At 33.9% G+C, this 18,970-nt stretch carries 27 protein-coding genes; 18 read left to right on the forward strand and 9 right to left on the reverse strand.

Annotation, left to right across the window (positions count from 1 at the left end):
* Positions 1–206: 206 nt before the first annotated feature.
* From BAU23_RS10305 to BAU23_RS30560, 11 genes are all read left to right on the forward strand, one after another.
* Positions 207–1,007 carry an AAC(3) family N-acetyltransferase gene (locus tag BAU23_RS10305; RefSeq protein WP_130783278.1) on the forward strand — a complete coding sequence of 267 codons (801 nt, stop codon included), beginning with the start codon at positions 207–209 and terminating at the stop codon, positions 1,005–1,007.
* 12 nt (positions 1,008–1,019) lie between these two features.
* Positions 1,020–1,709: a phosphopantothenoylcysteine decarboxylase domain-containing protein gene (locus tag BAU23_RS10310; protein ID WP_000676690.1), complete on the forward strand. Its 690-nt coding sequence runs from the start codon at positions 1,020–1,022 to the stop codon at positions 1,707–1,709.
* Between the two features lie 179 nt (positions 1,710–1,888).
* Positions 1,889–2,362: a tetratricopeptide repeat protein gene (locus BAU23_RS10315; RefSeq protein ID WP_071734346.1), complete on the forward strand. Its 474-nt coding sequence runs from the start codon at positions 1,889–1,891 to the stop codon at positions 2,360–2,362.
* A gap of 12 nt (positions 2,363–2,374) precedes the next feature.
* Positions 2,375–3,430: a hypothetical protein gene (locus BAU23_RS10320; protein ID WP_016129713.1), complete on the forward strand. Its 1,056-nt coding sequence runs from the start codon at positions 2,375–2,377 to the stop codon at positions 3,428–3,430.
* Entirely contained in the window at positions 3,423–3,908 is a 486-nt protein-coding gene (locus tag BAU23_RS10325) for an NUDIX hydrolase (protein WP_016129712.1), read from the forward strand. The genes BAU23_RS10320 and BAU23_RS10325 overlap by 8 nt, the downstream gene beginning before the upstream one ends.
* A gap of 167 nt (positions 3,909–4,075) precedes the next feature.
* A complete protein-coding gene (locus tag BAU23_RS10330) occupies positions 4,076–4,588 on the forward strand; it encodes a ribonuclease FAU-1 family protein (RefSeq protein ID WP_071734348.1) in 513 nt (170 codons plus the stop codon).
* 181 nt (positions 4,589–4,769) lie between these two features.
* Positions 4,770–5,525: an ABC transporter ATP-binding protein gene (locus tag BAU23_RS10335; protein WP_000218588.1), complete on the forward strand. Its 756-nt coding sequence runs from the start codon at positions 4,770–4,772 to the stop codon at positions 5,523–5,525.
* A gap of 18 nt (positions 5,526–5,543) precedes the next feature.
* A complete protein-coding gene (locus tag BAU23_RS10340) occupies positions 5,544–6,530 on the forward strand; it encodes an aliphatic sulfonate ABC transporter substrate-binding protein (RefSeq protein ID WP_016129710.1) in 987 nt (328 codons plus the stop codon).
* Between the two features lie 16 nt (positions 6,531–6,546).
* Entirely contained in the window at positions 6,547–7,395 is an 849-nt protein-coding gene (locus BAU23_RS10345; RefSeq protein WP_016129709.1) for an ABC transporter permease, read from the forward strand.
* A 76-nt stretch (positions 7,396–7,471) separates the two neighbouring features.
* A complete protein-coding gene (gene ssuD / locus BAU23_RS10350; RefSeq protein ID WP_016129708.1) occupies positions 7,472–8,584 on the forward strand; it encodes an FMNH2-dependent alkanesulfonate monooxygenase in 1,113 nt (370 codons plus the stop codon).
* A 144-nt stretch (positions 8,585–8,728) separates the two neighbouring features.
* Complete coding sequence (locus tag BAU23_RS30560) at positions 8,729–8,821, forward strand: putative holin-like toxin (RefSeq protein ID WP_001289319.1); 93 nt, start codon at positions 8,729–8,731, stop codon at positions 8,819–8,821.
* A 228-nt stretch (positions 8,822–9,049) separates the two neighbouring features.
* On the opposite strand, the gene BAU23_RS10355 is transcribed toward BAU23_RS30560, so the two are convergent.
* Complete coding sequence (locus BAU23_RS10355; RefSeq protein ID WP_000189681.1) at positions 9,050–9,871, reverse strand: HNH endonuclease; 822 nt, start codon at positions 9,869–9,871, stop codon at positions 9,050–9,052.
* 149 nt (positions 9,872–10,020) lie between these two features.
* Between BAU23_RS10355 and BAU23_RS10360 the strand changes: the two genes are divergently transcribed.
* Positions 10,021–11,106, forward strand: coding sequence for an AI-2E family transporter (locus BAU23_RS10360; RefSeq protein ID WP_016129707.1), 1,086 nt, complete (start codon positions 10,021–10,023; stop codon positions 11,104–11,106).
* Positions 11,107–11,338: 232 nt separating this feature from the next.
* On the opposite strand, the gene BAU23_RS10365 is transcribed toward BAU23_RS10360, so the two are convergent.
* From BAU23_RS10365 to BAU23_RS10385, 5 genes are read right to left on the reverse strand one after another with little or no spacing between them, the layout of a single operon-like run.
* The gene (locus BAU23_RS10365; RefSeq protein ID WP_000668492.1) at positions 11,339–11,479 is read right to left on the reverse strand and encodes a YrzI family small protein; all 141 of its coding nucleotides are present in this window, start codon (positions 11,477–11,479) and stop codon (positions 11,339–11,341) included.
* 27 nt (positions 11,480–11,506) lie between these two features.
* Positions 11,507–11,647 carry a YrzI family small protein gene (locus BAU23_RS10370; protein WP_000669808.1) on the reverse strand — a complete coding sequence of 47 codons (141 nt, stop codon included), beginning with the start codon at positions 11,645–11,647 and terminating at the stop codon, positions 11,507–11,509.
* A 26-nt stretch (positions 11,648–11,673) separates the two neighbouring features.
* On the reverse strand, positions 11,674–11,817 hold the full coding sequence (locus tag BAU23_RS10375; protein ID WP_016079413.1) for a YrzI family small protein: 144 nt from the start codon (positions 11,815–11,817) through the stop codon (positions 11,674–11,676).
* Positions 11,818–11,846: 29 nt separating this feature from the next.
* Positions 11,847–11,990 carry a YrzI family small protein gene (locus BAU23_RS10380; protein ID WP_000142722.1) on the reverse strand — a complete coding sequence of 48 codons (144 nt, stop codon included), beginning with the start codon at positions 11,988–11,990 and terminating at the stop codon, positions 11,847–11,849.
* Between the two features lie 27 nt (positions 11,991–12,017).
* Positions 12,018–12,158, reverse strand: coding sequence for a YrzI family small protein (locus BAU23_RS10385; protein WP_000156189.1), 141 nt, complete (start codon positions 12,156–12,158; stop codon positions 12,018–12,020).
* 440 nt (positions 12,159–12,598) lie between these two features.
* Between BAU23_RS10385 and BAU23_RS10390 the strand changes: the two genes are divergently transcribed.
* The 6 genes from BAU23_RS10390 (at position 12,599) to BAU23_RS10415 (ending at position 16,424) form a co-directional block, all read left to right on the forward strand.
* The gene (locus BAU23_RS10390) at positions 12,599–13,192 is read left to right on the forward strand and encodes a DUF4825 domain-containing protein (RefSeq protein ID WP_071734350.1); all 594 of its coding nucleotides are present in this window, start codon (positions 12,599–12,601) and stop codon (positions 13,190–13,192) included.
* 169 nt (positions 13,193–13,361) lie between these two features.
* Positions 13,362–13,742 carry a GntR family transcriptional regulator gene (locus BAU23_RS10395; RefSeq protein WP_000805182.1) on the forward strand — a complete coding sequence of 127 codons (381 nt, stop codon included), beginning with the start codon at positions 13,362–13,364 and terminating at the stop codon, positions 13,740–13,742.
* Complete coding sequence (locus BAU23_RS10400; protein WP_016129705.1) at positions 13,739–14,611, forward strand: ATP-binding cassette domain-containing protein; 873 nt, start codon at positions 13,739–13,741, stop codon at positions 14,609–14,611. Before BAU23_RS10395 ends, BAU23_RS10400 begins: the two co-directional genes overlap by 4 nt.
* A complete protein-coding gene (locus BAU23_RS10405) occupies positions 14,608–15,270 on the forward strand; it encodes a DUF4052 family protein (protein WP_016129704.1) in 663 nt (220 codons plus the stop codon). Before BAU23_RS10400 ends, BAU23_RS10405 begins: the two co-directional genes overlap by 4 nt.
* Before the next feature lie 45 nt (positions 15,271–15,315).
* Positions 15,316–15,795: a CcdC family protein gene (locus BAU23_RS10410; RefSeq protein ID WP_016129703.1), complete on the forward strand. Its 480-nt coding sequence runs from the start codon at positions 15,316–15,318 to the stop codon at positions 15,793–15,795.
* 119 nt (positions 15,796–15,914) lie between these two features.
* Positions 15,915–16,424, forward strand: a complete 510-nt coding sequence (locus BAU23_RS10415; RefSeq protein WP_001259216.1) for a 2'-5' RNA ligase family protein — start codon at positions 15,915–15,917, stop codon at positions 16,422–16,424.
* Between the two features lie 15 nt (positions 16,425–16,439).
* Here the strand turns inward: BAU23_RS10415 and coaW are convergent, their stop codons facing one another.
* From coaW to BAU23_RS10430, 3 genes are read right to left on the reverse strand one after another with little or no spacing between them, the layout of a single operon-like run.
* Positions 16,440–17,261, reverse strand: coding sequence for a type II pantothenate kinase (coaW, locus tag BAU23_RS10420; RefSeq protein WP_001246775.1), 822 nt, complete (start codon positions 17,259–17,261; stop codon positions 16,440–16,442).
* A gap of 27 nt (positions 17,262–17,288) precedes the next feature.
* Positions 17,289–17,687 (reverse strand): 3-hydroxyacyl-ACP dehydratase FabZ family protein, encoded by a 399-nt coding sequence (locus BAU23_RS10425; protein WP_001021823.1) that lies wholly within the window; start codon positions 17,685–17,687, stop codon positions 17,289–17,291.
* A 55-nt stretch (positions 17,688–17,742) separates the two neighbouring features.
* Positions 17,743–18,942, reverse strand: coding sequence for an LL-diaminopimelate aminotransferase (locus tag BAU23_RS10430; RefSeq protein ID WP_071734352.1), 1,200 nt, complete (start codon positions 18,940–18,942; stop codon positions 17,743–17,745).
* Positions 18,943–18,970 lie beyond the last annotated feature (28 nt).

An 18,970-nucleotide genomic window follows, 5' to 3' on the forward strand; every position in this document is an offset into this window, starting at 1 on the left:
ATAAATTAAGATTGCTAGATTGAAAGTTTTTCATTGCGTTTACCTTACTATATTTATTTCGAATTAATATACCATAATTTAACTGTTTCCGATATGATAAAAACGATAGACGTATAGTAATCGAAATGATTAAGTTAAAAATTAAGAAAAATATGATAATATATGTATGTATTAGTTTAAAGCAAAATGGGGGAACAATCGTGAAAATGAATGAAATAGTGGCGAGTACACAACTTCCAAATACAATCGAAACAATTACAAATGATTTAAACGCATTAGGGATAGAAAAAGGAATGACAGTTATTGTTCATTCATCATTAAGTTCGATCGGTTGGATATCTGGTGGGGCAGTTGCCGTAGTAGAAGCGTTAATGAAAGTTGTTACAGAAGAAGGAACGATAATTATGCCAACCCAATCTTCGGATTTATCCGATCCAAAACATTGGTCAAGACCACCTGTACCAGAAGAATGGTGGCAAATTATCCGGGATAATGTCCCCGCATTTGACCCACGTATAACACCAACAAGGGCAATGGGAAAAGTAGTTGAATGTTTTCGTACATATCCAAATGTATTGCGCAGTAATCATCCGCTCAGTAGTTTTGCAGCATGGGGGAAACATGCAGAGGAAATTATAGCGAATCATTCACTTTCCATAAGTTTTGGGGAAGAATCGCCCTTACGAAAAATATATGATTTAGATGGATACATATTATTACTTGGTGTCGGATATGACTCCAATACGTCCATACATTTATCTGAGGTACGTACAGGTGCACGGGAGTTAATAAAGGTAGGAGCGCCTATTATAGAAGAAGGTGTAAGAGTATGGAAAGAGTTCGTTGAAATGGATTACGATTCTGACACGTTTGTAGAAATTGGAGTTGAATACGAACGGAAAGGAACAGTTACGCGTGGGAAGATAGGGAATGCGACGTGCCGCTTTATGAGGCAACGTGATGCAGTTGACTTTGGAACAGAGTGGTTTCGTGCGAAAAATCAGTAAGGGATGGTTATGATGAAGGGGAAAAAAGTATTAATTACGAGCGGCGGTTGCCTAGAAAAATGGGATCAAGTACGTGGACATACAAATTTAGCAAAAGGTACGATTGGAAGAATTATTGCAGAAGAGCTAATGACAAAAGGAGCAAATGTAATATATTTGCATGGCTATTTCGCTGAGAAGCCAATGGATGTAAATAACCAATTAGAATTGCATCCATTTGAGGGGATTATTGATTTACAAGATAAGATGAAAAGTATTATTACACATGAAAAAGTTGATGCGGTTATTATGGCTGCTGCTGGCTCAGATTGGGTTGTCGAAAAAATTTGCGATCAAGATGGAAATATTCTTAATATGAACGGAAAGATTTCCAGTGACATCGCTCCAATTATTCATTTTCAAAAAGCACCAAAAGTATTAAAACAAATAAAGAGTTGGGATCCAGAAACGACACTCGTTGGCTTTAAACTGGAAAGTGACGTAAATGAAGCAGAACTCATTGAAAGAGCGAGCAAAAGGATGGAAGATGCGAAAGCGAGTGTAATGGTAGCAAATTCACCACATTCATTATATTCTCGCGGCGCTGTGCACCATGTTATTGGACAAGACGGTAATGTGAAATTATGTAATGGGAAAGATGAAACTGCAAAAGAAATTGTCATTATGTTAGAGCATTTATGTAATCGTATCACTTCTATGTAAATTTAAGCTTTTAGAAAGAGATCCAGTCGCATAGTATGTAATGGAGTTAATATTAAATTAGTGAGGGAACTTCTCCCTTACTGATTATTAAATCGAATCAATGGAATAGGCCATTAGCTGCTCGTAAATGTGTAATACATGTTATATGCATAATGAACATTTTGTGAGGAGTGGATTTTATGGAACATTTATTGAAGCAAGCTATTAAACTTAGAAATGAAAAGAAATATGCACAGTCTAAAGAGATACTTATAGGATTAACAAATTTTACGAGGGATGCAGAAGTACTATATCAATGCGCTTGGATACATGATGTAATGGGTCTTGAAACGGAGGCAGTTCCGTATTATGAACAGGCAATTGCGAACGGACTTGATGGTGAATCCCTTTGCGGTGCATATATCGGTCTTGGCAGTACGTATCGTTGTATAGGAGAATATGATAAAGCGATTACTGTATTAGAAGCAGGGATAAAGAAGTTCCCGGAACATGACGTGATGAAAGTGTTTTTATCACTAGCAAAATATAACGTAAACGATCATGAATCCGCGATGAAATTATTGCTGGAAACGGTCGTAAAAGTAGAGGGAGTAAAAGAATTTGAACGTGCCATTTTATTTTATAAAGACCGTTTAAATGAGGTTTTTGAATAGAGGAGTGAACGTATGAATGTCACCATACCCCGGAAGAGAATAGGTGTTTGGTTTGGGCTTGTATCTCTAATTATGTTGTCAAACTATTTATTGTATACCCTTCCAATTGTAGCAGCTGCTCCGAAAGAAGTAGTGCTTGGTTCGTTATTAGATTTTATGTTTGTAATTCCAGTCATCACATATTTCTTTATTATACGGAAAAGGTATTCATTAACGTATATGTTTCCTGTAGTTATAGCAGGATACGTGTTCGCAAGATTTATAATTCCTAGTGATTATTTACAAGCTTTTTCATTTGTTTCGTATGTAATAGTTGCTGGAGAAATTTTGTTCGTATGCTTTGAACTGTTTCTGATATATAAAATTATTAGAGTTCTACCTAAAATAATAAAACGATATAAAGAATATAGAAGTGAGTATTCTTCATTTTCTTATGCGATTGATCAAGCATTTGATGATACTATGAAAAGAAGTAGGTCAGTAAATATCATTCTTACAGAGTGTAAATTATTATATTATGCTTTTTTATCGTGGCGTGTAAAAGTATCAGAAAGTGAATTCACATACTCATATCATAAAAAGACCGGTGCAATAGGTGTTTATATCATGATTATTCATGCAACTGTAATTGAAAGTATCGGTTTTCATTATTTACTTCATCAATGGAATCCAGTGATAGCTTGGATTTTACTTATCTTAAACATATATGCGATGTTTTATTTTTTAGCTGAAATACAAGCGATGCGTAAAAATCCAATTATCGTTTCAGAAGAAAAAGTAATTATTCAAATTGGATTAGGAAAGAAAATCGTTATACCATTTACACAAATTGATAACATTGCGTTTTATAAAGGCGAACCTTTAAAGAAAGAAGAAGAGAAAGAGGTTCTTGACGCAACTGTTATGGAATTTATAAAGGAACCTCCAACTTTTGAAATAAAGTTAAAGGAGCCAATTAAAGCGCAGTTGTTATATGGATTTTCTAAAACAGTAAGTCGTGTTCACTTAAATGTAGATGATGAACGGAATTTTTATGATGTAGTTAAGGAAAAGTTAAAACATGAGTAAAGCTCTTAAATATCATCGTGTGTTTGGTGTATACGGTATTTGTATCGAAAATAATAGCATATTAGTAATCAATAAAATTAAAGGGCCATACAAAAACCGATATGATTTACCTGGTGGTAGTTTAGAAGATGGGGATTCATTATTATCCGGACTTCATAGAGAAATTGAAGAAGAGACTGGGCTGAAAGTGAAAGTAGTAAAACAAATAGGCACAATTGACTTTCAATTTCCATCAAAATTCAAGGGATACACACATGTACATCATATCGCAGTACTTTACGGCGTTGAAAAATGCGAAAGTGAATTCATAGCACCTGAACAATTTGAAGGACAAGATTCATTAGAAGCGAGATGGTTCCCTATAGAAAGCGTTACAGAAGAGAATTCATCCCCACTTGTGTGTAGTGCTGTTGAGTGGTTAAAAGAACGGGAGTTTTGTTTAGAAGTAAAGACTTATCCATCGTGGGTTATAAAATAATAATGGTATTGGAGTTCCTTCTAATTTAGAAGGGGCTTTTTTGTGGAGCAGAAATGAGATGAAATGGATTTTAACTTTAAAAACAAGAAACGAATTCACTAAACGGCTTCTTAGTGGAAAAATAAAGGGTTATAATGAAAGAACTAAAATAAAAGGGGAAATACAAAATGAGTTTCTTACGTCCAACAGGGATTGAAATTATTGAAAGAAAAATCCGATATGATGCTACAACTGTAGATCATATTTGTTTATTAATAGAAGCACAACCAGAAAAAATTGTTTTATATCATGAAGTACAGTACTCTTTTACAATGGCAGCGAACGATAAGAAGTTAACGATCCCGAAAGGAAGTTATACAGCTGCATACTACTGGAGGAATCGTCCATATAATTTATACGTTTGGAGAGATCAGGATGGGAGTTATCTAGGTTCTTATTTTAATATTGTAAGGAATACATATATAACAGATGGAGTGGTATCCTTCGAAGATTTAATCCTTGATATTATGGTACTTCCAAGTGGGGGATATTTTATATTGGATGAGGATGAATTAGATGAGCCGTTAGAACAATTTGAAGACGGATATGTAGAAAAAGCTCTTCATACAGTCAAAAATATAATTCGAGAGTCGCTTCCAAAAATCATTTTAGAAACTGCTAATATTTTTAAAAGTAAATAACGTTCATTAAAACCTAGTTGACTTATCGGAAATGTTTGTATAATATATAGTTAATTCTATAACGTATTGCTGATTGGAGAAACCAAAGGCATTTTATCTATTGATAAAATGCCTTTGGTTTTTTTATTATACAAATGCTGGATCTGTTCATTTAGATGAATCATTTCAAGGAGGGGAAGAAGTGACTGTTTCAATTGATGGAGTATCAAAATATTTTTCGAAACAAACTGGTACGGTTCAAGTATTGGAAGATATTAATTTTCAATTAGAGAAAGGGGATTTTATAACTATAATCGGACCGAGTGGTTGTGGGAAAAGTACGCTTTTAAAAATTGTTGCGGGGTTGGATAACGAATTTGAAGGTAAAGTTATCATTGATGGGGAGCAAATCGTAAAACCGAGTAAGAAACAAGGGTTTATTTTTCAAGAACACCGCTTGTTTCCATGGTTAACAGTTGAAGAAAATATTGCTGCAGATCTGTCGTTAAAAGATAAGTATGTAAAAGATAAGGTTAAGGAATGGGTTGAAATCGTTCGATTAGATGGTTTTGAAAAATCATATCCGAAAGAAATTTCAGGCGGGATGTCACAACGTGTTGCGATTGCGAGAGCTTTATTAAGGGATCCAAATGTATTATTACTTGATGAACCATTCGGAGCACTTGATGCTTTTACTAGAAGTCATTTGCAAGAAGTACTGTTGAATATTTGGGAGCAGAAGAAAACGACAATGATATTTGTTACTCATGATATAGACGAAGCGATATATCTTTCAAACCGAATTATCATCATGAGTGCAAAGCCTGGAAAAATACATAAAGTGATTGAAAATAATTTACCTTATCCACGTAGTAAAACTTCGGAATTATTCCAAGAAATTCGCACGAAAATATTGCAGCAGTTTGAACACGGGGGATTGATTCAAACAAGTATATAGGAAAAGGGTGAATTATATATGTATAAAAAAAGTAAGATTCTTTCTTTTGCATTAGTTATATCTTTATTTTTATTAGGATGCGAAAAAAGCACAGCAAGTAGTAAGAAAGAAGAGGTAACAATACAAATTGGTATACAGCAAGGATTAAGCCCGCTCTTACTGGCACAGAAAAAGGGATGGTTTGAAGAGGAGTTTAAAAAAGATGGAGTTAAAGTGAAGTGGACAGAGTTTCAAAGCGGGCCTCCTTATTTTGAGGCAATCGCATCAAATCGGTTGGATTTTGGTGAAGTTGGCAACTCTCCAGTTATTTCAGCACAAGCAGCAGGTATTGAATTTACCGAAATTGCTAATACAAGTTATGCGAGGAAAGGAACTGGAATTCTTGTACAAAAAGATAGCAAGATTACGAGTGTAAAAGATTTGAAAGGTAAAAAAATTGCAGTAGCAAAAGGAAGTAGTGCATTTAATTTATTATATCGGGCACTAGATAAAGAAGGTATTGATGCAAAAGGTGTAAATGTCATTCAATTACAACCAGATGAGGCGCAGCCTGCATTTGAATCTGGTTCAGTAGATGCATGGGCAATTTGGGATCCTTTCATATCGTTACATACGGTAAATAAAGGAGCGAAGGTGATTGCAGATGGTGAAACGTTAAATGTCTCTTCACCAGAATTTTTAATTGCGAGAACAAAATTTGCGAAAGAGCATCCAGAATTAGTTGAGAAATTCCTTAAGGTGTATGAAAAAGCACGTGTATGGCAAGAGTCAAATTTAGATGAAGCAATAAAAATATACACTGCTGCAAAGAAAATAGATGCCGAAATTGTAAAAGAAGTGTTTAATCACGACAAACCAATTTTAGTTCCAGTAAAGAAAGAAATAATAGTGGAACAGCAAAAGACAGCGGATTTTCAATATAAGCTCGGTTCTATAAAGAAAGAAATCAAGACAGATAAAGTAGTAGATAATTCTTTCGTAGAAAAAGCATTAAAGGCGAAATGAAAAGAGGTTTTGTAAATTGGAGAATACGAAAGCTGTTATGAAACCAACGAGTATAACGATTGGCAAAAACGATGTAAAGAAAGTGCGAAAGACGAATGTAAAAGTGTTAGTAAGAGCAATTATGATACCGATTATCGTATTAATTATTTGGCAGCTAGCTGGCGTATTCGATTTAGTTTCTAAAACAGTTTTACCAACGCCATTAGATATATTTCTAGCTTTTCAAGAACTTATAAAAACAGGAGAGTTATTCGGTCATTTAAGTATCAGTGTATTCAGGGCTGCGGTTGGTTTCTTTATTGGCGGGAGTTTAGGAATTATTTTAGGAGCGATTGTTGGATTTTCAACGAGAAGTGAGCAATATTTAGATCCGTCTGTACAAATGTTAAGAACTGTACCTCATTTAGCTGTTGCACCGCTTTTCGTATTATGGTTCGGTTTTGGAGAAACATCGAAAGTGTTATTAATTGCGGACGGTGCATTTTTTCCTTTATACGTAAACGCCTTTTTAGGAATACGTGGTGTAGATTCAAAGCTATTTGATGTTGCACGAGTGTTAGAGTTTAGTAAACGAAAGTTAATTACGAAATTAATTTTACCGGCTGCATTGCCGAACCTTTTACTTGGAGCAAGATTATCTTTAGGAGTTGCATGGGTAAGTTTAGTAGTAGCAGAACTGATGGGATCTACAGAAGGTATTGGCTATATGATTATGGATGCAAGGCAATTTTCCAATACAGACATCGTATTTGTCGGCATAATTATCTTTGCATTCGTTGGGAAGTTTTCTGATTCACTCGTACGTTTACTAGAAGTAAAGTTTTTAAGGTGGCGAGATAATTTTAAAGGTGGGAAAGGGAATTAACATATAAATTATTAGGGGTAATTTATATAGAGTATTTTAGTATACGTTTCAAAATAAATAAGGGGTGTGTAAAGGTATGGAATTATTATGGTTTATTCCGGCTTATGGAGATGGTCGATATTTAGGAACGACAAAACGAGGAAGAGCAGCTGAATATGGTTATTATAAACAAGTTGCACAGGCAGCTGATTATTTAGGATATACAGGCGTTTTACTTCCAACTGGTCAAGGATGTGAAGATCCATGGGTATTAGCGTCAGCTCTTGCAGCTGAGACAGAGAAATTAAAATTTTTAGTAGCGGTTAGACCAGGACTTATGTCACCGACAGTTGCAGCGAGGATGGCATCAACATTTGATAGAATTTCAGACGGGAGACTACTTATAAATGTCGTAGCTGGAGGAGACCCGGTCGAACTGCAAGGAGATGGACTGTATCTTGAACATGATGAAAGGTATGAAGCAGCGGATGAATTTTTAAAAGTTTGGAAATCGACCTTGCAAGGAGAAAGTATTTCTTTAGAAGGAAAACATATTAAAGTTACAGATAGTAAAGTCGTGTTCCCGCCAGTTCAAACACCGTATCCACCAATTTATTTCGGGGGATCTTCCGCTGCAGGTAAAGAAGTTGCAGCTGAACACAGTGATGTATATTTAACGTGGGGGGAGCCGCCAGAGCAAGTGAAAGAGAAAATAGAAGAAGTAAAAAAACTTGCGGAAGAGAAGGGACGTAAGCTGCGATTTGGTATTAGGTTACACGTTATTGTAAGAGAAACAGAAGAAGAAGCATGGGAAGAGGCTGAAAAGTTAATTCAATATGTAGATAACGAAACAATTGAGCTTGCCCAACAGACATTTGCAAGATATGATTCAGTTGGTCAAAAGCGGATGACACATTTAAATAAAGGAACACGGGATTCGTTAGAGATAAGTCCTAACTTATGGTCTGGCATTGGACTTGTAAGAGGTGGTGCAGGTACTGCACTTGTAGGAGATCCACATACAGTAGCGAAAAGGATAAAAGAATATGAAGCGTTAGGAATTGAGACGTTTATTTTATCGGGATATCCACATTTAGAAGAAGCGTATGAAGTAGCAGAATTATTATTCCCACTATTGAAAGACGAAAAGAAACAAGAAAATAAAATTGTTGGTGAAATGATTGCTGATGCATATGCACTAAAAAAATAGTGAAAAATAAAAAAACTCGCAGCTCACTAGCTTGCGGGTTTTCGTCGTAAACAATTAAAAAATATGGTAAAATTAAGAGGTAACTTAAGGTGTGGTTGGTTGTTCAATTATCACTTCTCCAAAGTAGAAGGGGGGTGATAATTCGTGAGTGAAATTGCGTTGCTGCTGCAAGGTGGACTGTTTCTCGTTGCATTGTTAACGTTTATTGTCGTCTTAATTGACAAGCTCAAAAAATAACAACCCAGCTATGCCTATAGAAAGTGGGTTGTTGTGTTTGTACGAAACAAATAGGATAAATGAACAATCCAATCTGCTAAGTTACGTGGACTAGTGTGTAGCCGCACACTAGTCTTTTTTATTTATATACAGTTTTTAATTGTTTTATGTGATTGTATTGTTCTTTTCATACTCATTATAACACAGTGTCTTTTCATGAAGAAAGGAGACCGTATGTTCTGGTGTGGATTAAATAGAAGATGTAGTTTCTTTAAATAGCCCGTCCATATACTGTTTTAAGTTTTCTACAAAAAATCCTTTTTTGTCTACATTATTTACACCGACAATTGGTGATGGAAGATCGTACCTTTTTTCTGATAAATGAACAACAACATCAAAAATATCAAAAAGGCGAATGAAGCAGAATAAACCGTCTTTATCACTAAGTAAAATAAAGTAATGGTTTTCACTCGTTGTATTTAATGTATTCCATAAAGAGCTTTTGCTTAAGTCACGTACGATACTCTTCTCCTTTAATTCCATGAAATCGGCATTTAATAGAATGTTAGAAATATCAATCGCATCTGGATCGTCAATGTAACCATCAATTGTTTGTGCAGCAAAAGTATAGGCCATTTTTAATACACTCATTTTATATTTACGGTTATCTAAAAGCAATTCACGTTGAATAGAACTAGCTACTTTTGTTACACGCTCTTCTTTCCAAATTTCATTATGTAGTGAAATATCGTGCTTTTTACATAGTTTCATAATTAATGCATTAGAATAAAGTATTTCATCACTTATTTCGACAACATCCGTTTCAGCGGCCGCCAGCTCCTCACCATGTTCATTCGTATAGAGAGGGGAGTCGATTTGTTTTTTCATTTGCTCAATCTTATATTGACTTAGCTTATGCCTAATTAAAGGACGGTCAACATTTGTTGTCATATGTTCATGACAGGAATCACAAATGGAGTTTGTGAAATAATATCCACATAATATCTCTGGTATGACATATTGTTCACTAAGTTCTTTCGTATCTTTTCTGCAAATGATGCATTGTGTCATATTTATCACCTTTACCTACAAATTTGTATGTAATCTCATTGTAGTGTATTTAATGGTATTTTGGAATATTGTAAAGGAAAATATTATGTAAAATTCGTGTTTATTTTGGTACAATGAAAAGAAGTGCTAGTTTAAAGGAGGATGTTTTTTTGAAATCGAAAGTGCACTTTTGGACATTAGAAGTGCTAATGGTTGTAGGAATTATATTTATTTGCACAAAAATATCGTTTCTATTTCAACCGATTGGTATCTTCATATCAACATTATTTTTCCCAATTTTAATCGCGTTATTTTTATACTTCATTTTTAATCCATTGTTAGTCTTTTTGGAGAATAAAAAAGTACCGAGAGGTTTAGCGATTTTACTATTGTATCTTTTTATCATCACATTAACTGGAGTTGCTATTGGAGTAGTCGTTCCAACCATCTCACAGCAGCTAATGGATTTAGTGAAAAACATGCCGACTTATATAAAAGAGGGAAAAGTATACATACAAGATCTATCCCATCATAGATTATTTGAATGGCTATCTACACAAAACTACGTTTCCATTGAGACAATTGAGAAAAATGCAATTGAATACTTAAAGGAAATACCAAACACAATTACGTCGAGTGCAACGGCTTTATTTGGTATTATCACGAACGTGGCATTAGTTATTTTTACAGTACCGTTCATTTTATTTTATATGTTTAAAGATGGACATGCATTTCCAGGAAAAGCCGTTAGTGTATTACCAGAGTCTTACCGTGAAGAGGGACTTCGTATCATAAAGGAAACGAACGAAACATTATCTGCATATATTCAAGGGCAAGCGCTCGTTTGTATGTTTATTGGTGCCTTTACATTTACTGGTTATTTAATCATCGGTTTACCGTATGCATTCGTTTTAGGGATTATCGCAGCACTTACAAACATTATTCCAAATTTGGGCCCGTTTATCGGAGCAGCACCAGCTGTCATTGTAGGTCTGTTCGTTTCTCCAATGCAAGCTCTGTACGTAATTATTATTGTAACGATAGTACAGCAGTTTGAAAGTAACATCATTTCACCGCGTATTATGAGCTCGAAATTAAACATTCACCCGTTAACGATCATTATTCTTATTTTAGGGGTAGGTAATTTCGCGGGAATCATCGGAATGATTTTAGCAGTGCCAGTTTATGCGGTAACGAAAACAGTTGTTTCGAACTTAGTGAGATTGTTTAAGACGAAACGAAGTAATCGGAAATAGAAAAAATTAGGGAAGATACACCGCTGAAAAAGTGGTGTATCTTTTCAAATTTTTAGAGTGTATGAAATGCGTATTATTATATATTTTTTACACATCAAATTAACTGCAACGCATGTATAAATTATTCCTGCTAAACTACGTGGAATCCCTCTGAACTATCCAAATCATTTCTTTACACTGCGTTATTAACATCATAATCGACTCCTTTCGTTTCTAATATAATTTCAAATAATTATAGGTGAGTGTAGTACTTGCTTCTACGATCACGAATTTCATCTATAATCTTTTTATATTGTTTCTGTTGTTTTACTTCATCTGCAGATATAGTTTCTTTTTGAATCGTAATGGTTAAAAAGAAAAGGTGAAACTTCATACATGAATTCCTCCTTTCAAATCGGAATTACAGGTGACTACAATAGTGACTTTGTCGTTCTTTGACGTTGTCCATAGCCTGTTCAATTTGTCGGTCATGAAGCGTATCAGACTCAGATAGTTTGTTTTTTTGAATCGTAATAGTTAAAAAGAATACTTTGAATTTCATTGGATTTTTACCCCTTTATAATTTATTTAGTAAAGACGGTTGTAATAAGAGGACTGTCGTTCTTTTACTTCGTCCATAATATTTTTAATTTGTTGTTCGTGAGAAAGTTCATCTTTTGAAAGTTTACGTTTTTGAATGGTAATCGTTAAAAAGAAAGCTTTAAATTTCATTAGGATATTGCCCCTTTAAAAATATATTTTTAATACATTTGCGTATAGTATGAACTTTTAATGTCAGTTATTTTATCAGTCATTTGTTTTAATTGTTGTTTACGAATGATTTCATCTTCAGATAAAGTGTTTTTCTGAAGTACAGTCGTAAAAAAGAAAATATGAAAAGTCATAAATGAATTCCTCCTTTGGAAAAGGAATTACAGGTGATCACAATAAAGCGCTTGGCGCTCCTTAACATCATTCATAGCTTTTTCAATTTGCTCATTATGGAAAATTTCATCTTTGGAAATTGTATTTCTTTGAATCGTAATACTTAAAAACAATACGCTAATAGTCATCGAATGTTGCTCCTTTCTTAAAAAAATAATGTAAGAGACTAAAAAATCGCACAAAAAAGCCACAGGAAGATATAGTTCTCCTATGGCTAGGCGTGAAAAAGCCACAGGAAAGTATACGACCTCCTGTGGCGAATTTATGAATTAATAGAAATAAAGTACGATTTTCAATTCTCCGTTAGGGTGGTCGAATTCATATTCAATTGTCCGAAAAACAAAGGTGCAGTTAACGCTAATGTTAAAGCATGTAATTGTAATTTCATCATTTCCTTCGACCTCCTTTTAGAATATTTTTCTTACGTTAGTAATTATATACAATTAATGGATAATTGTAAACATAAAAAGTGAAAATTTTTAATTTTGATTAAAATGCGTATATTTTAAAGGGTTTTGAGAAGAAGTATTGTAATGAACGAAATATCGATAAAAATGGGGGATGCTAAATGAAATATATGCATCGTAATGTGGTTGTTATGCTAACAATTTTTTTATTTATTACTGCTTGTTCTAGCGGAGAAAGAATAAAAGAAATATCTGATATTGAACCTGGTGCTTTTAAGAAATATGCTGGGACATATGTTGGTAATAACTCAGATGTGGTTGCAATTGTTAATCATTTACCCGGTGGTGAAACATTTCAAAGTATAAGTTTAGAGAATGAAAGTATAAAGGTGAACTATGGTGCACGAGGGAATGGAGCCCTTACAGAAGATATGGTTGAGACGTATTGGTTTGATGGTAAGGATACGATGAAGAAGAATTTTCTCTTTAATACTATTTATCTTGCGGTTTTAGTACCGAATGCGAAAGGGTATGAGTTTCAGATTGAAAATCAAAGCTTTACATTAAAAAGAGAGGAACTTTTACCCATACTGTATAAAGAACTTAATGATTTACCAAGGGATGATCTTATATGGAATATGGGAATCGTAATGAATTTCTTTTACGGTAATCAAGAAAAAATAGAAAAGCTAGTTAATAATAAAGATTTTCGAAAGCAATTTTTTAATGAACATCCTGTGCGTGAATCTAAGTGATATGGAGGAAGAGGTGGTTATTTAACGATTGAAAATAAGGACATTTTTTAAAGGGGGTCATTCAGTATCGAATGATTCTTTTTTTGATGAAAATTATGGAAAAAAATATAACGTTGTGCTATGGTTAATTACATAAGTAATGAACCTATGAACCTAAGGTGGTGAAATCGTGAAACCTACTCTAGAACAAAATAAGTTAATATACATACAAATTGCAGAAACAATTGAATCTGATATTTTAAAAGACATATTACTTGAAGAAGAACAAGTTCCGTCGACAAATCAATTTGCGAAGATGTTACAAATTAATCCGGCTACAGCTGCAAAAGGAGTAAATCTACTAGTAGATGAGGGGATTTTATATAAAAAGAGAGGGATCGGGATGTTTGTTACAAAGGGAGCAAAAGAAGTCGTACTAAAAAAAAGACAAAATACATTTATGACCGAGTATTTACCTAAAGTGTGGGAAGAAGCAAAAGTACTAGAAATATCAAAAGACGAATTGATGGACATGATACACAAAATTACGAAGGAGGGGAAAGAGGGATGATTGCACTTGAAACGAAAGATTTAACGAAAAAATATAAAAAGAAACTAGCTGTAAATGAAGTAACAATTTCATTGGAAGAACATAAAATATATGGTTTGCTTGGAAGAAACGGAGCGGGGAAAACAACATTATTAAACATACTTGCAGGTCAAATTATTTCAAGTAGTGGAAGTGTATCTATATTTGGTGAAAATGTTTTTGAAAATAGTAAAGCGATGCGAAGCATTTGTTTTGTTAGAGTGAAAGAAGAAGGGCATTTAAGTAATAAAATTAAAGAGATTTTTGAGCTATGTAACATGTTTTATAAAAATTGGGATCAGAAATATGCTGAAGAACTGGCAGGGAAGTTTCAGCTTAATATGAAAGAGAAATACCATAAATTATCACACGGTATGCAAACAGTCGTAGGAATTATTCAAGGATTAGCAAGTAGGGCACCAATTACTATTTTTGATGAGCCGACCACCGGTTTAGACGCAGCACATCGTGAGTTATTTTATAGTTTACTATTAGAAGATTACGGTGAGTATCCTCGAACAATTATACTATCAACACATTTAGTAGAAGAAGTGACCCATGTTATTGAAGATGTAATCATCATAAAAGAAGGAAGATTAGTCGTTCAATCATCAGTGGAAGATTTATTACAACAGGGGCATATAATTTCAGGAATAAAAGATAAAGTAGATGAATTTTCGATAAATAAAAAAATTATAAATCGAGAAGTCTATGGAAATAAAGGCATTACTGTTATATGGGAAGAACTTTCTAATGAAGATTATTACTCTCTTGAAAAAGAAGGTTTAGTAATTGATAGAATTACATTACAAAAATTATTTATTCACATAACTGGTGGTGAAGTGAAATGAAGATGTTAATGAAGCAGTTGAAGTTACATATTAATTTTCATTATAAAGCAATTTTAATATTTTGGATTGTAGCTTTATTAATAAAAGGGGCTTTAAATGCTGCTCATTTAAATGAATTGAAAATTAGTTATCTACCCGAAATTATCAATAACCCTTCAATAGCAATTATGATGTTTATAGTAGTCAGTACTTTCAATATACAAGATGATTTATTTCGTTTAGCTATTTCATTTGGTGTAACGAGAATTCAATATTTCATCGGAGCGATTTGTTATATTGTACTGCAATCTGCGTTATTTTCATTTCTTCAAGTTATACTTTTACAAGACATAAAATATAATTTAGGGAATGTTAGCATTGGAGAACAATTAACACAACAATTTATTTTACAATTTTTGTTTTATGTTACGACAGCATGTTTCTTCCAAGTAGTAGTAGTTTTTAAACAAAGATTTCAGTGGATTGGTCTCATGATTGGTGGAACGCTTTTCTTATCAACAAACAGTTTGCTTTATGGAGAAGTAGGGATAAACGGTTTATTATTTACGAGTGATGTATCTTTAATAGATATTCCCTATTTTACTGTAATTTCAATTGGATTAACTAGTCTTTACATCATAACTAGTAGTATATTTATTCGTAAAGTTTCATTCGAGTAAACGATTTGAAATATTGTTAGATTATTATAGAGAGAAGGAAAGTAAATGGGAGACACATCTTCACTAATTACGGTCTTTTTATGTATTGCACTGCTAATTTTTTGGCGACGATATCGTTCTATGTATAAGCCGATAAAGGGAACGGGAAAACGTATTTTGTGGCCATTACTATTTTTAACACCGGGGATAATATGGTTTTTTGGACCCGTACATCCAGCACTGTTACAAGTAGTTATAGCAGCATTCATTGGGGGGCTTTTCGCCGTACCACTTATAATTCTAACAAACTATGAGCGAAGAGATGATGGGAATATTTATACAAAAAAAAGTGCAGCTTTTTTAATTACTTTTATTGCACTTGTCGTTTTAAGATATGGTTCAAGACAATTTATTGTTGATTTAGATCAAAAAACGATTGGTTTATTATTTTACGTCGTTGCAGTATCGTATATTATTCCGTGGAGAATTGCTTGTTATATAAAATTTAGGAAAGTTTTGAGAGAAAATAATAACCATGCCATATGAAAACTTCTCATTTGAGAAGTTTTTTATTTTTATATGCAAGCAAATTAATTTGTTGAAGTTCACGCTACCATACAATATGATAAATATAAAAAAATTGAGAGGGAGTAGGGGATATAAAAGTGCGTACAATTCTACTGTTTTTACAAAACATGCCCATAGATGAAATAGAGAGTATGAGAGAAAAGCACGACCCTTTATTCGGATTAATCCCTCCTCATATAACAATTGTATTCCCGTTTGAAAGTTCCATTTTAAATGATGAGCTGGAATTACATATTTTGAAAATGGCGAAAGGGGTTCATCCGATTGAAATTGAGTTTGCTAACCGGATAAGTAGCAAGGGAGAGTATCTATTTTTGGAAGTGGAAAGAGGGAAAGAAAAGATAGAAGAATTACACGATAGATTGTATACAGGTCCTTTACTGCAATTTTTGAGAACGGATATTCCATACATACCACATGTAACAGTTGGGAGAAAAGAAAGTGCCGAGTTAGCAGCTAAAGTAGTAAAGGATATGCCTAGTTTTCATGAGAAGTTAAATTGTGTAATTGATAGAATTAGCGTGGAGCGAATTGGAGAGAACGGGGAATCAATTATTGAATTTGAAGTACCATTACAAAAAAGCTGACAAAAGTCAGCTTTTTTATTTCGAACTATGGAGTAAAGCACCAATTGCACCACTATAACCGCCGTCTTGTAAAAAGACTGGTATTTTGTTTTGATATTCTGTATAGCTACTAATAATATTTTGAAGATGTACGTTATTACATAGAGTAGAACCGATGTAAATGATATGGTCAATATTTTTTGCTTCGGCGAATTGAAGACTTAATGCTGTGACGACTTCACCGACAAGTCCTTGAACGGTAGCTAGTATATCTGAACTACTATAATTTGAGTCTGTAATGGCCGCTTTTCCAAAATTGCTAGCAGTTAAGTTGTTATCAATAGGGGAGAGAATACCGCCATAAATATCTCCAACCGTAATATCTAGACTTTTTCTTGATCCTATATTCGTAAGCGGTAGCACATCTTCAAAATGATCTATATTTGTTAATAGTTTTGAAAGACCCATAATTGTTCCGCCGCCAACTCCAGTTCCACCAGCGCGAATGTATTGTTTGTCGTGAACGTAGTGAATGGAAGTACCTGTACCGATATTTGTTAGGACAAAGTTCTGTATAGCACGTTTTTCTTCTTTTAGTATGAATCGTACTCCCCCTAATGTAGCTTCGAACTCGTTTAATTCTACTATTTTAAATGAACCTGAAAGTAGTTCTTCTAACTGTTTAGCTTTGCCACCTGTAATGCATAATTGTGTAATTGAATTATGACTTTGAAGCCATTCTTTAACTCTTTCTTGTTCATATGAATAAAATTTTTCGAAAACTAATTTGTTCATTTCGTTAAAGTAAGCAATTTTTGTTAATGTTCCCCCAGCATCAATACCAACAACATTCCGCATTTTCCTACCCCTTACTATGTGATCTGTTTAATCAGCTTGATATATTAATAGCTTTTCAATGGTAACGATTGATTGACCGTTTACAGAGGCAATTCCTTTCCCAAGAATAAAACCTCGTCTGTTACGTGTTAATTCATAATGTAAGTCAAGTTTATCACCGGGATACGCATTTGCATGAAATTCCACCCCATCTAATGAGGAGAGGAAACCAAGTCCTTCAGATTCACCTGTACTGACAAAGGCACTAAGTTGCGCTAGTGCTTCTACAATTAACATATGAGGCATATAGTTTTGATTGTTATTAATAAACCACTCATTATTTGTAATCAGTTTGTATCCTGTAGCTGATTGAGATTCTGTAACGCTTGTAATTTTATCGATCATTAAAAATGGATAGCGATGGGGAAGAGTATCTTTAATATTCATATCGTACCTCCAGGAATAATAATACCCCTGCTACAGTTAAGCAGGGGAGTTATCATTAATTTTTAACTAATTCATTTACTTTTTCAAGAGAAAAAATACCACTATTTCTAATGTTTTCAACAACTTGTTGTAACACTTCTTTATCTTGAACGAGTGCAATACGTACAAAGCCTTCTCCGTGAGGTCCAAATGCATGACCTGGTGTAACAACGACATTCGCACGATCCATTAATGCATAAGCGAAATCTATAGAAGTCCAGCCTTTCGGAATTTCAGCCCAGACGAACATACTACCAGCTGGTTTATCAACATTCCAACCAAATGTTCGGAATCCATCAACTAAAGTATCTCTACGTTCTTGATAAATACCGCGATTTTTTTCGCAAAACGAAGCGCCATTTCTTAGTGCAGCTGATGCTGCTTTTTGAATTGGTAAAAACACGCCGTAATCTGTATTTGATTTAAATTGAGTAAGTGCACGAACAATTTCTTCATTTCCAATCATATAACCAATACGGCTACCTGCTAAACTATAACTTTTTGACAAAGAGTTGATTTCTATGCCAACTTCTTTAGCCCCAGGTACAGAGAGGAAGCTAATTGGTTTATTACCATCAAAATAAAATTCAGCATAAGCAAAATCATGGACGACAATAATATTATGCTTTTTCGCGAATGCGATTACCTCTTTAAAGAAATCTTCATGAGCCATTGCTGGAACTGGATTTCCTGGGAAGTTCAAAATCATCATCTTCGCTTTATCGGCAATTTCTTTAGGGATAACTTCTAAGTTAGGTAAGAAATCATTTTCTTTCTTTAAAGGCATGTAGTAAGATGTTGCGCCGGCCATTTGAATTCCTGTTTCATAAGCCGTATATCCTGGGTCAGGAACTAATATAATATCTCCCGGATTTGCAAAAACCATCGGTAAATGAACGAGTCCGTCTTGTGAACCCATTAATAATAAAACTTCTTTATCGGCATTTAAAATAACGTTATGAGTGTTGTTGTAATATTCAGTTACAGCTTCGTGAAATTCTTGTATGCCTGTTAATGTGTATCCATAGCTTTCTTTTTCACTCGCCGTATGTACCATTGCTTCTCTTACGAAATCAGCAGGAGGCATATCGGGATTCCCGATACTTAAATCAATCATTTTATGACCTGCTGCAATTTTCTCTTTTTTATAGGCCCCTAATTCACTAAATATAGAAGATTGGAATGCTTTCATTCTAGTTGCTAACGTGTAAGTCATCAAAACCCCTCCTAAAAACAGTGTTTTC

The organism is Bacillus nitratireducens, from assembly GCF_001884135.1.
Lineage (GTDB): Bacteria > Bacillota > Bacilli > Bacillales > Bacillaceae_G > Bacillus_A > Bacillus_A nitratireducens.

What these genes read in the sequence shown, in the direction of transcription:
- BAU23_RS10405 (WP_016129704.1), top strand. Translation starts at nt 14,608, where the DNA reads ATGAAGATGTTAATGAAGCAGTTGAAGTTACATATTAATTTTCATTAT.
- BAU23_RS10325 (WP_016129712.1), top strand. Translation starts at nt 3,423, where the DNA reads ATGAGTAAAGCTCTTAAATATCATCGTGTGTTTGGTGTATACGGTATT.
- BAU23_RS10410 (WP_016129703.1), top strand. Translation starts at nt 15,316, where the DNA reads ATGGGAGACACATCTTCACTAATTACGGTCTTTTTATGTATTGCACTG.
- BAU23_RS10330 (WP_071734348.1), top strand. Translation starts at nt 4,076, where the DNA reads ATGAGTTTCTTACGTCCAACAGGGATTGAAATTATTGAAAGAAAAATC.
- BAU23_RS10320 (WP_016129713.1), top strand. Translation starts at nt 2,375, where the DNA reads ATGAATGTCACCATACCCCGGAAGAGAATAGGTGTTTGGTTTGGGCTT.
- BAU23_RS10390 (WP_071734350.1), top strand. Translation starts at nt 12,599, where the DNA reads ATGAAATATATGCATCGTAATGTGGTTGTTATGCTAACAATTTTTTTA.
- BAU23_RS10355 (WP_000189681.1), bottom strand. Translation starts at nt 9,871, where the DNA reads ATGACACAATGCATCATTTGCAGAAAAGATACGAAAGAACTTAGTGAA.
- BAU23_RS10375 (WP_016079413.1), bottom strand. Translation starts at nt 11,817, where the DNA reads ATGAAATTTAAAGCTTTCTTTTTAACGATTACCATTCAAAAACGTAAA.
- BAU23_RS10340 (WP_016129710.1), top strand. Translation starts at nt 5,544, where the DNA reads ATGTATAAAAAAAGTAAGATTCTTTCTTTTGCATTAGTTATATCTTTA.
- BAU23_RS10365 (WP_000668492.1), bottom strand. Translation starts at nt 11,479, where the DNA reads ATGAAGTTTCACCTTTTCTTTTTAACCATTACGATTCAAAAAGAAACT.
- BAU23_RS10380 (WP_000142722.1), bottom strand. Translation starts at nt 11,990, where the DNA reads ATGACTTTTCATATTTTCTTTTTTACGACTGTACTTCAGAAAAACACT.
- BAU23_RS10370 (WP_000669808.1), bottom strand. Translation starts at nt 11,647, where the DNA reads ATGAAATTCAAAGTATTCTTTTTAACTATTACGATTCAAAAAAACAAA.
- BAU23_RS10305 (WP_130783278.1), top strand. Translation starts at nt 207, where the DNA reads ATGAATGAAATAGTGGCGAGTACACAACTTCCAAATACAATCGAAACA.
- BAU23_RS10400 (WP_016129705.1), top strand. Translation starts at nt 13,739, where the DNA reads ATGATTGCACTTGAAACGAAAGATTTAACGAAAAAATATAAAAAGAAA.
- BAU23_RS10385 (WP_000156189.1), bottom strand. Translation starts at nt 12,158, where the DNA reads ATGACTATTAGCGTATTGTTTTTAAGTATTACGATTCAAAGAAATACA.
- ssuD (WP_016129708.1), top strand. Translation starts at nt 7,472, where the DNA reads ATGGAATTATTATGGTTTATTCCGGCTTATGGAGATGGTCGATATTTA.
- coaW (WP_001246775.1), bottom strand. Translation starts at nt 17,261, where the DNA reads ATGCGGAATGTTGTTGGTATTGATGCTGGGGGAACATTAACAAAAATT.
- BAU23_RS10425 (WP_001021823.1), bottom strand. Translation starts at nt 17,687, where the DNA reads ATGAATATTAAAGATACTCTTCCCCATCGCTATCCATTTTTAATGATC.
- BAU23_RS10310 (WP_000676690.1), top strand. Translation starts at nt 1,020, where the DNA reads ATGAAGGGGAAAAAAGTATTAATTACGAGCGGCGGTTGCCTAGAAAAA.
- BAU23_RS10315 (WP_071734346.1), top strand. Translation starts at nt 1,889, where the DNA reads ATGGAACATTTATTGAAGCAAGCTATTAAACTTAGAAATGAAAAGAAA.
- BAU23_RS10430 (WP_071734352.1), bottom strand. Translation starts at nt 18,942, where the DNA reads ATGACTTACACGTTAGCAACTAGAATGAAAGCATTCCAATCTTCTATA.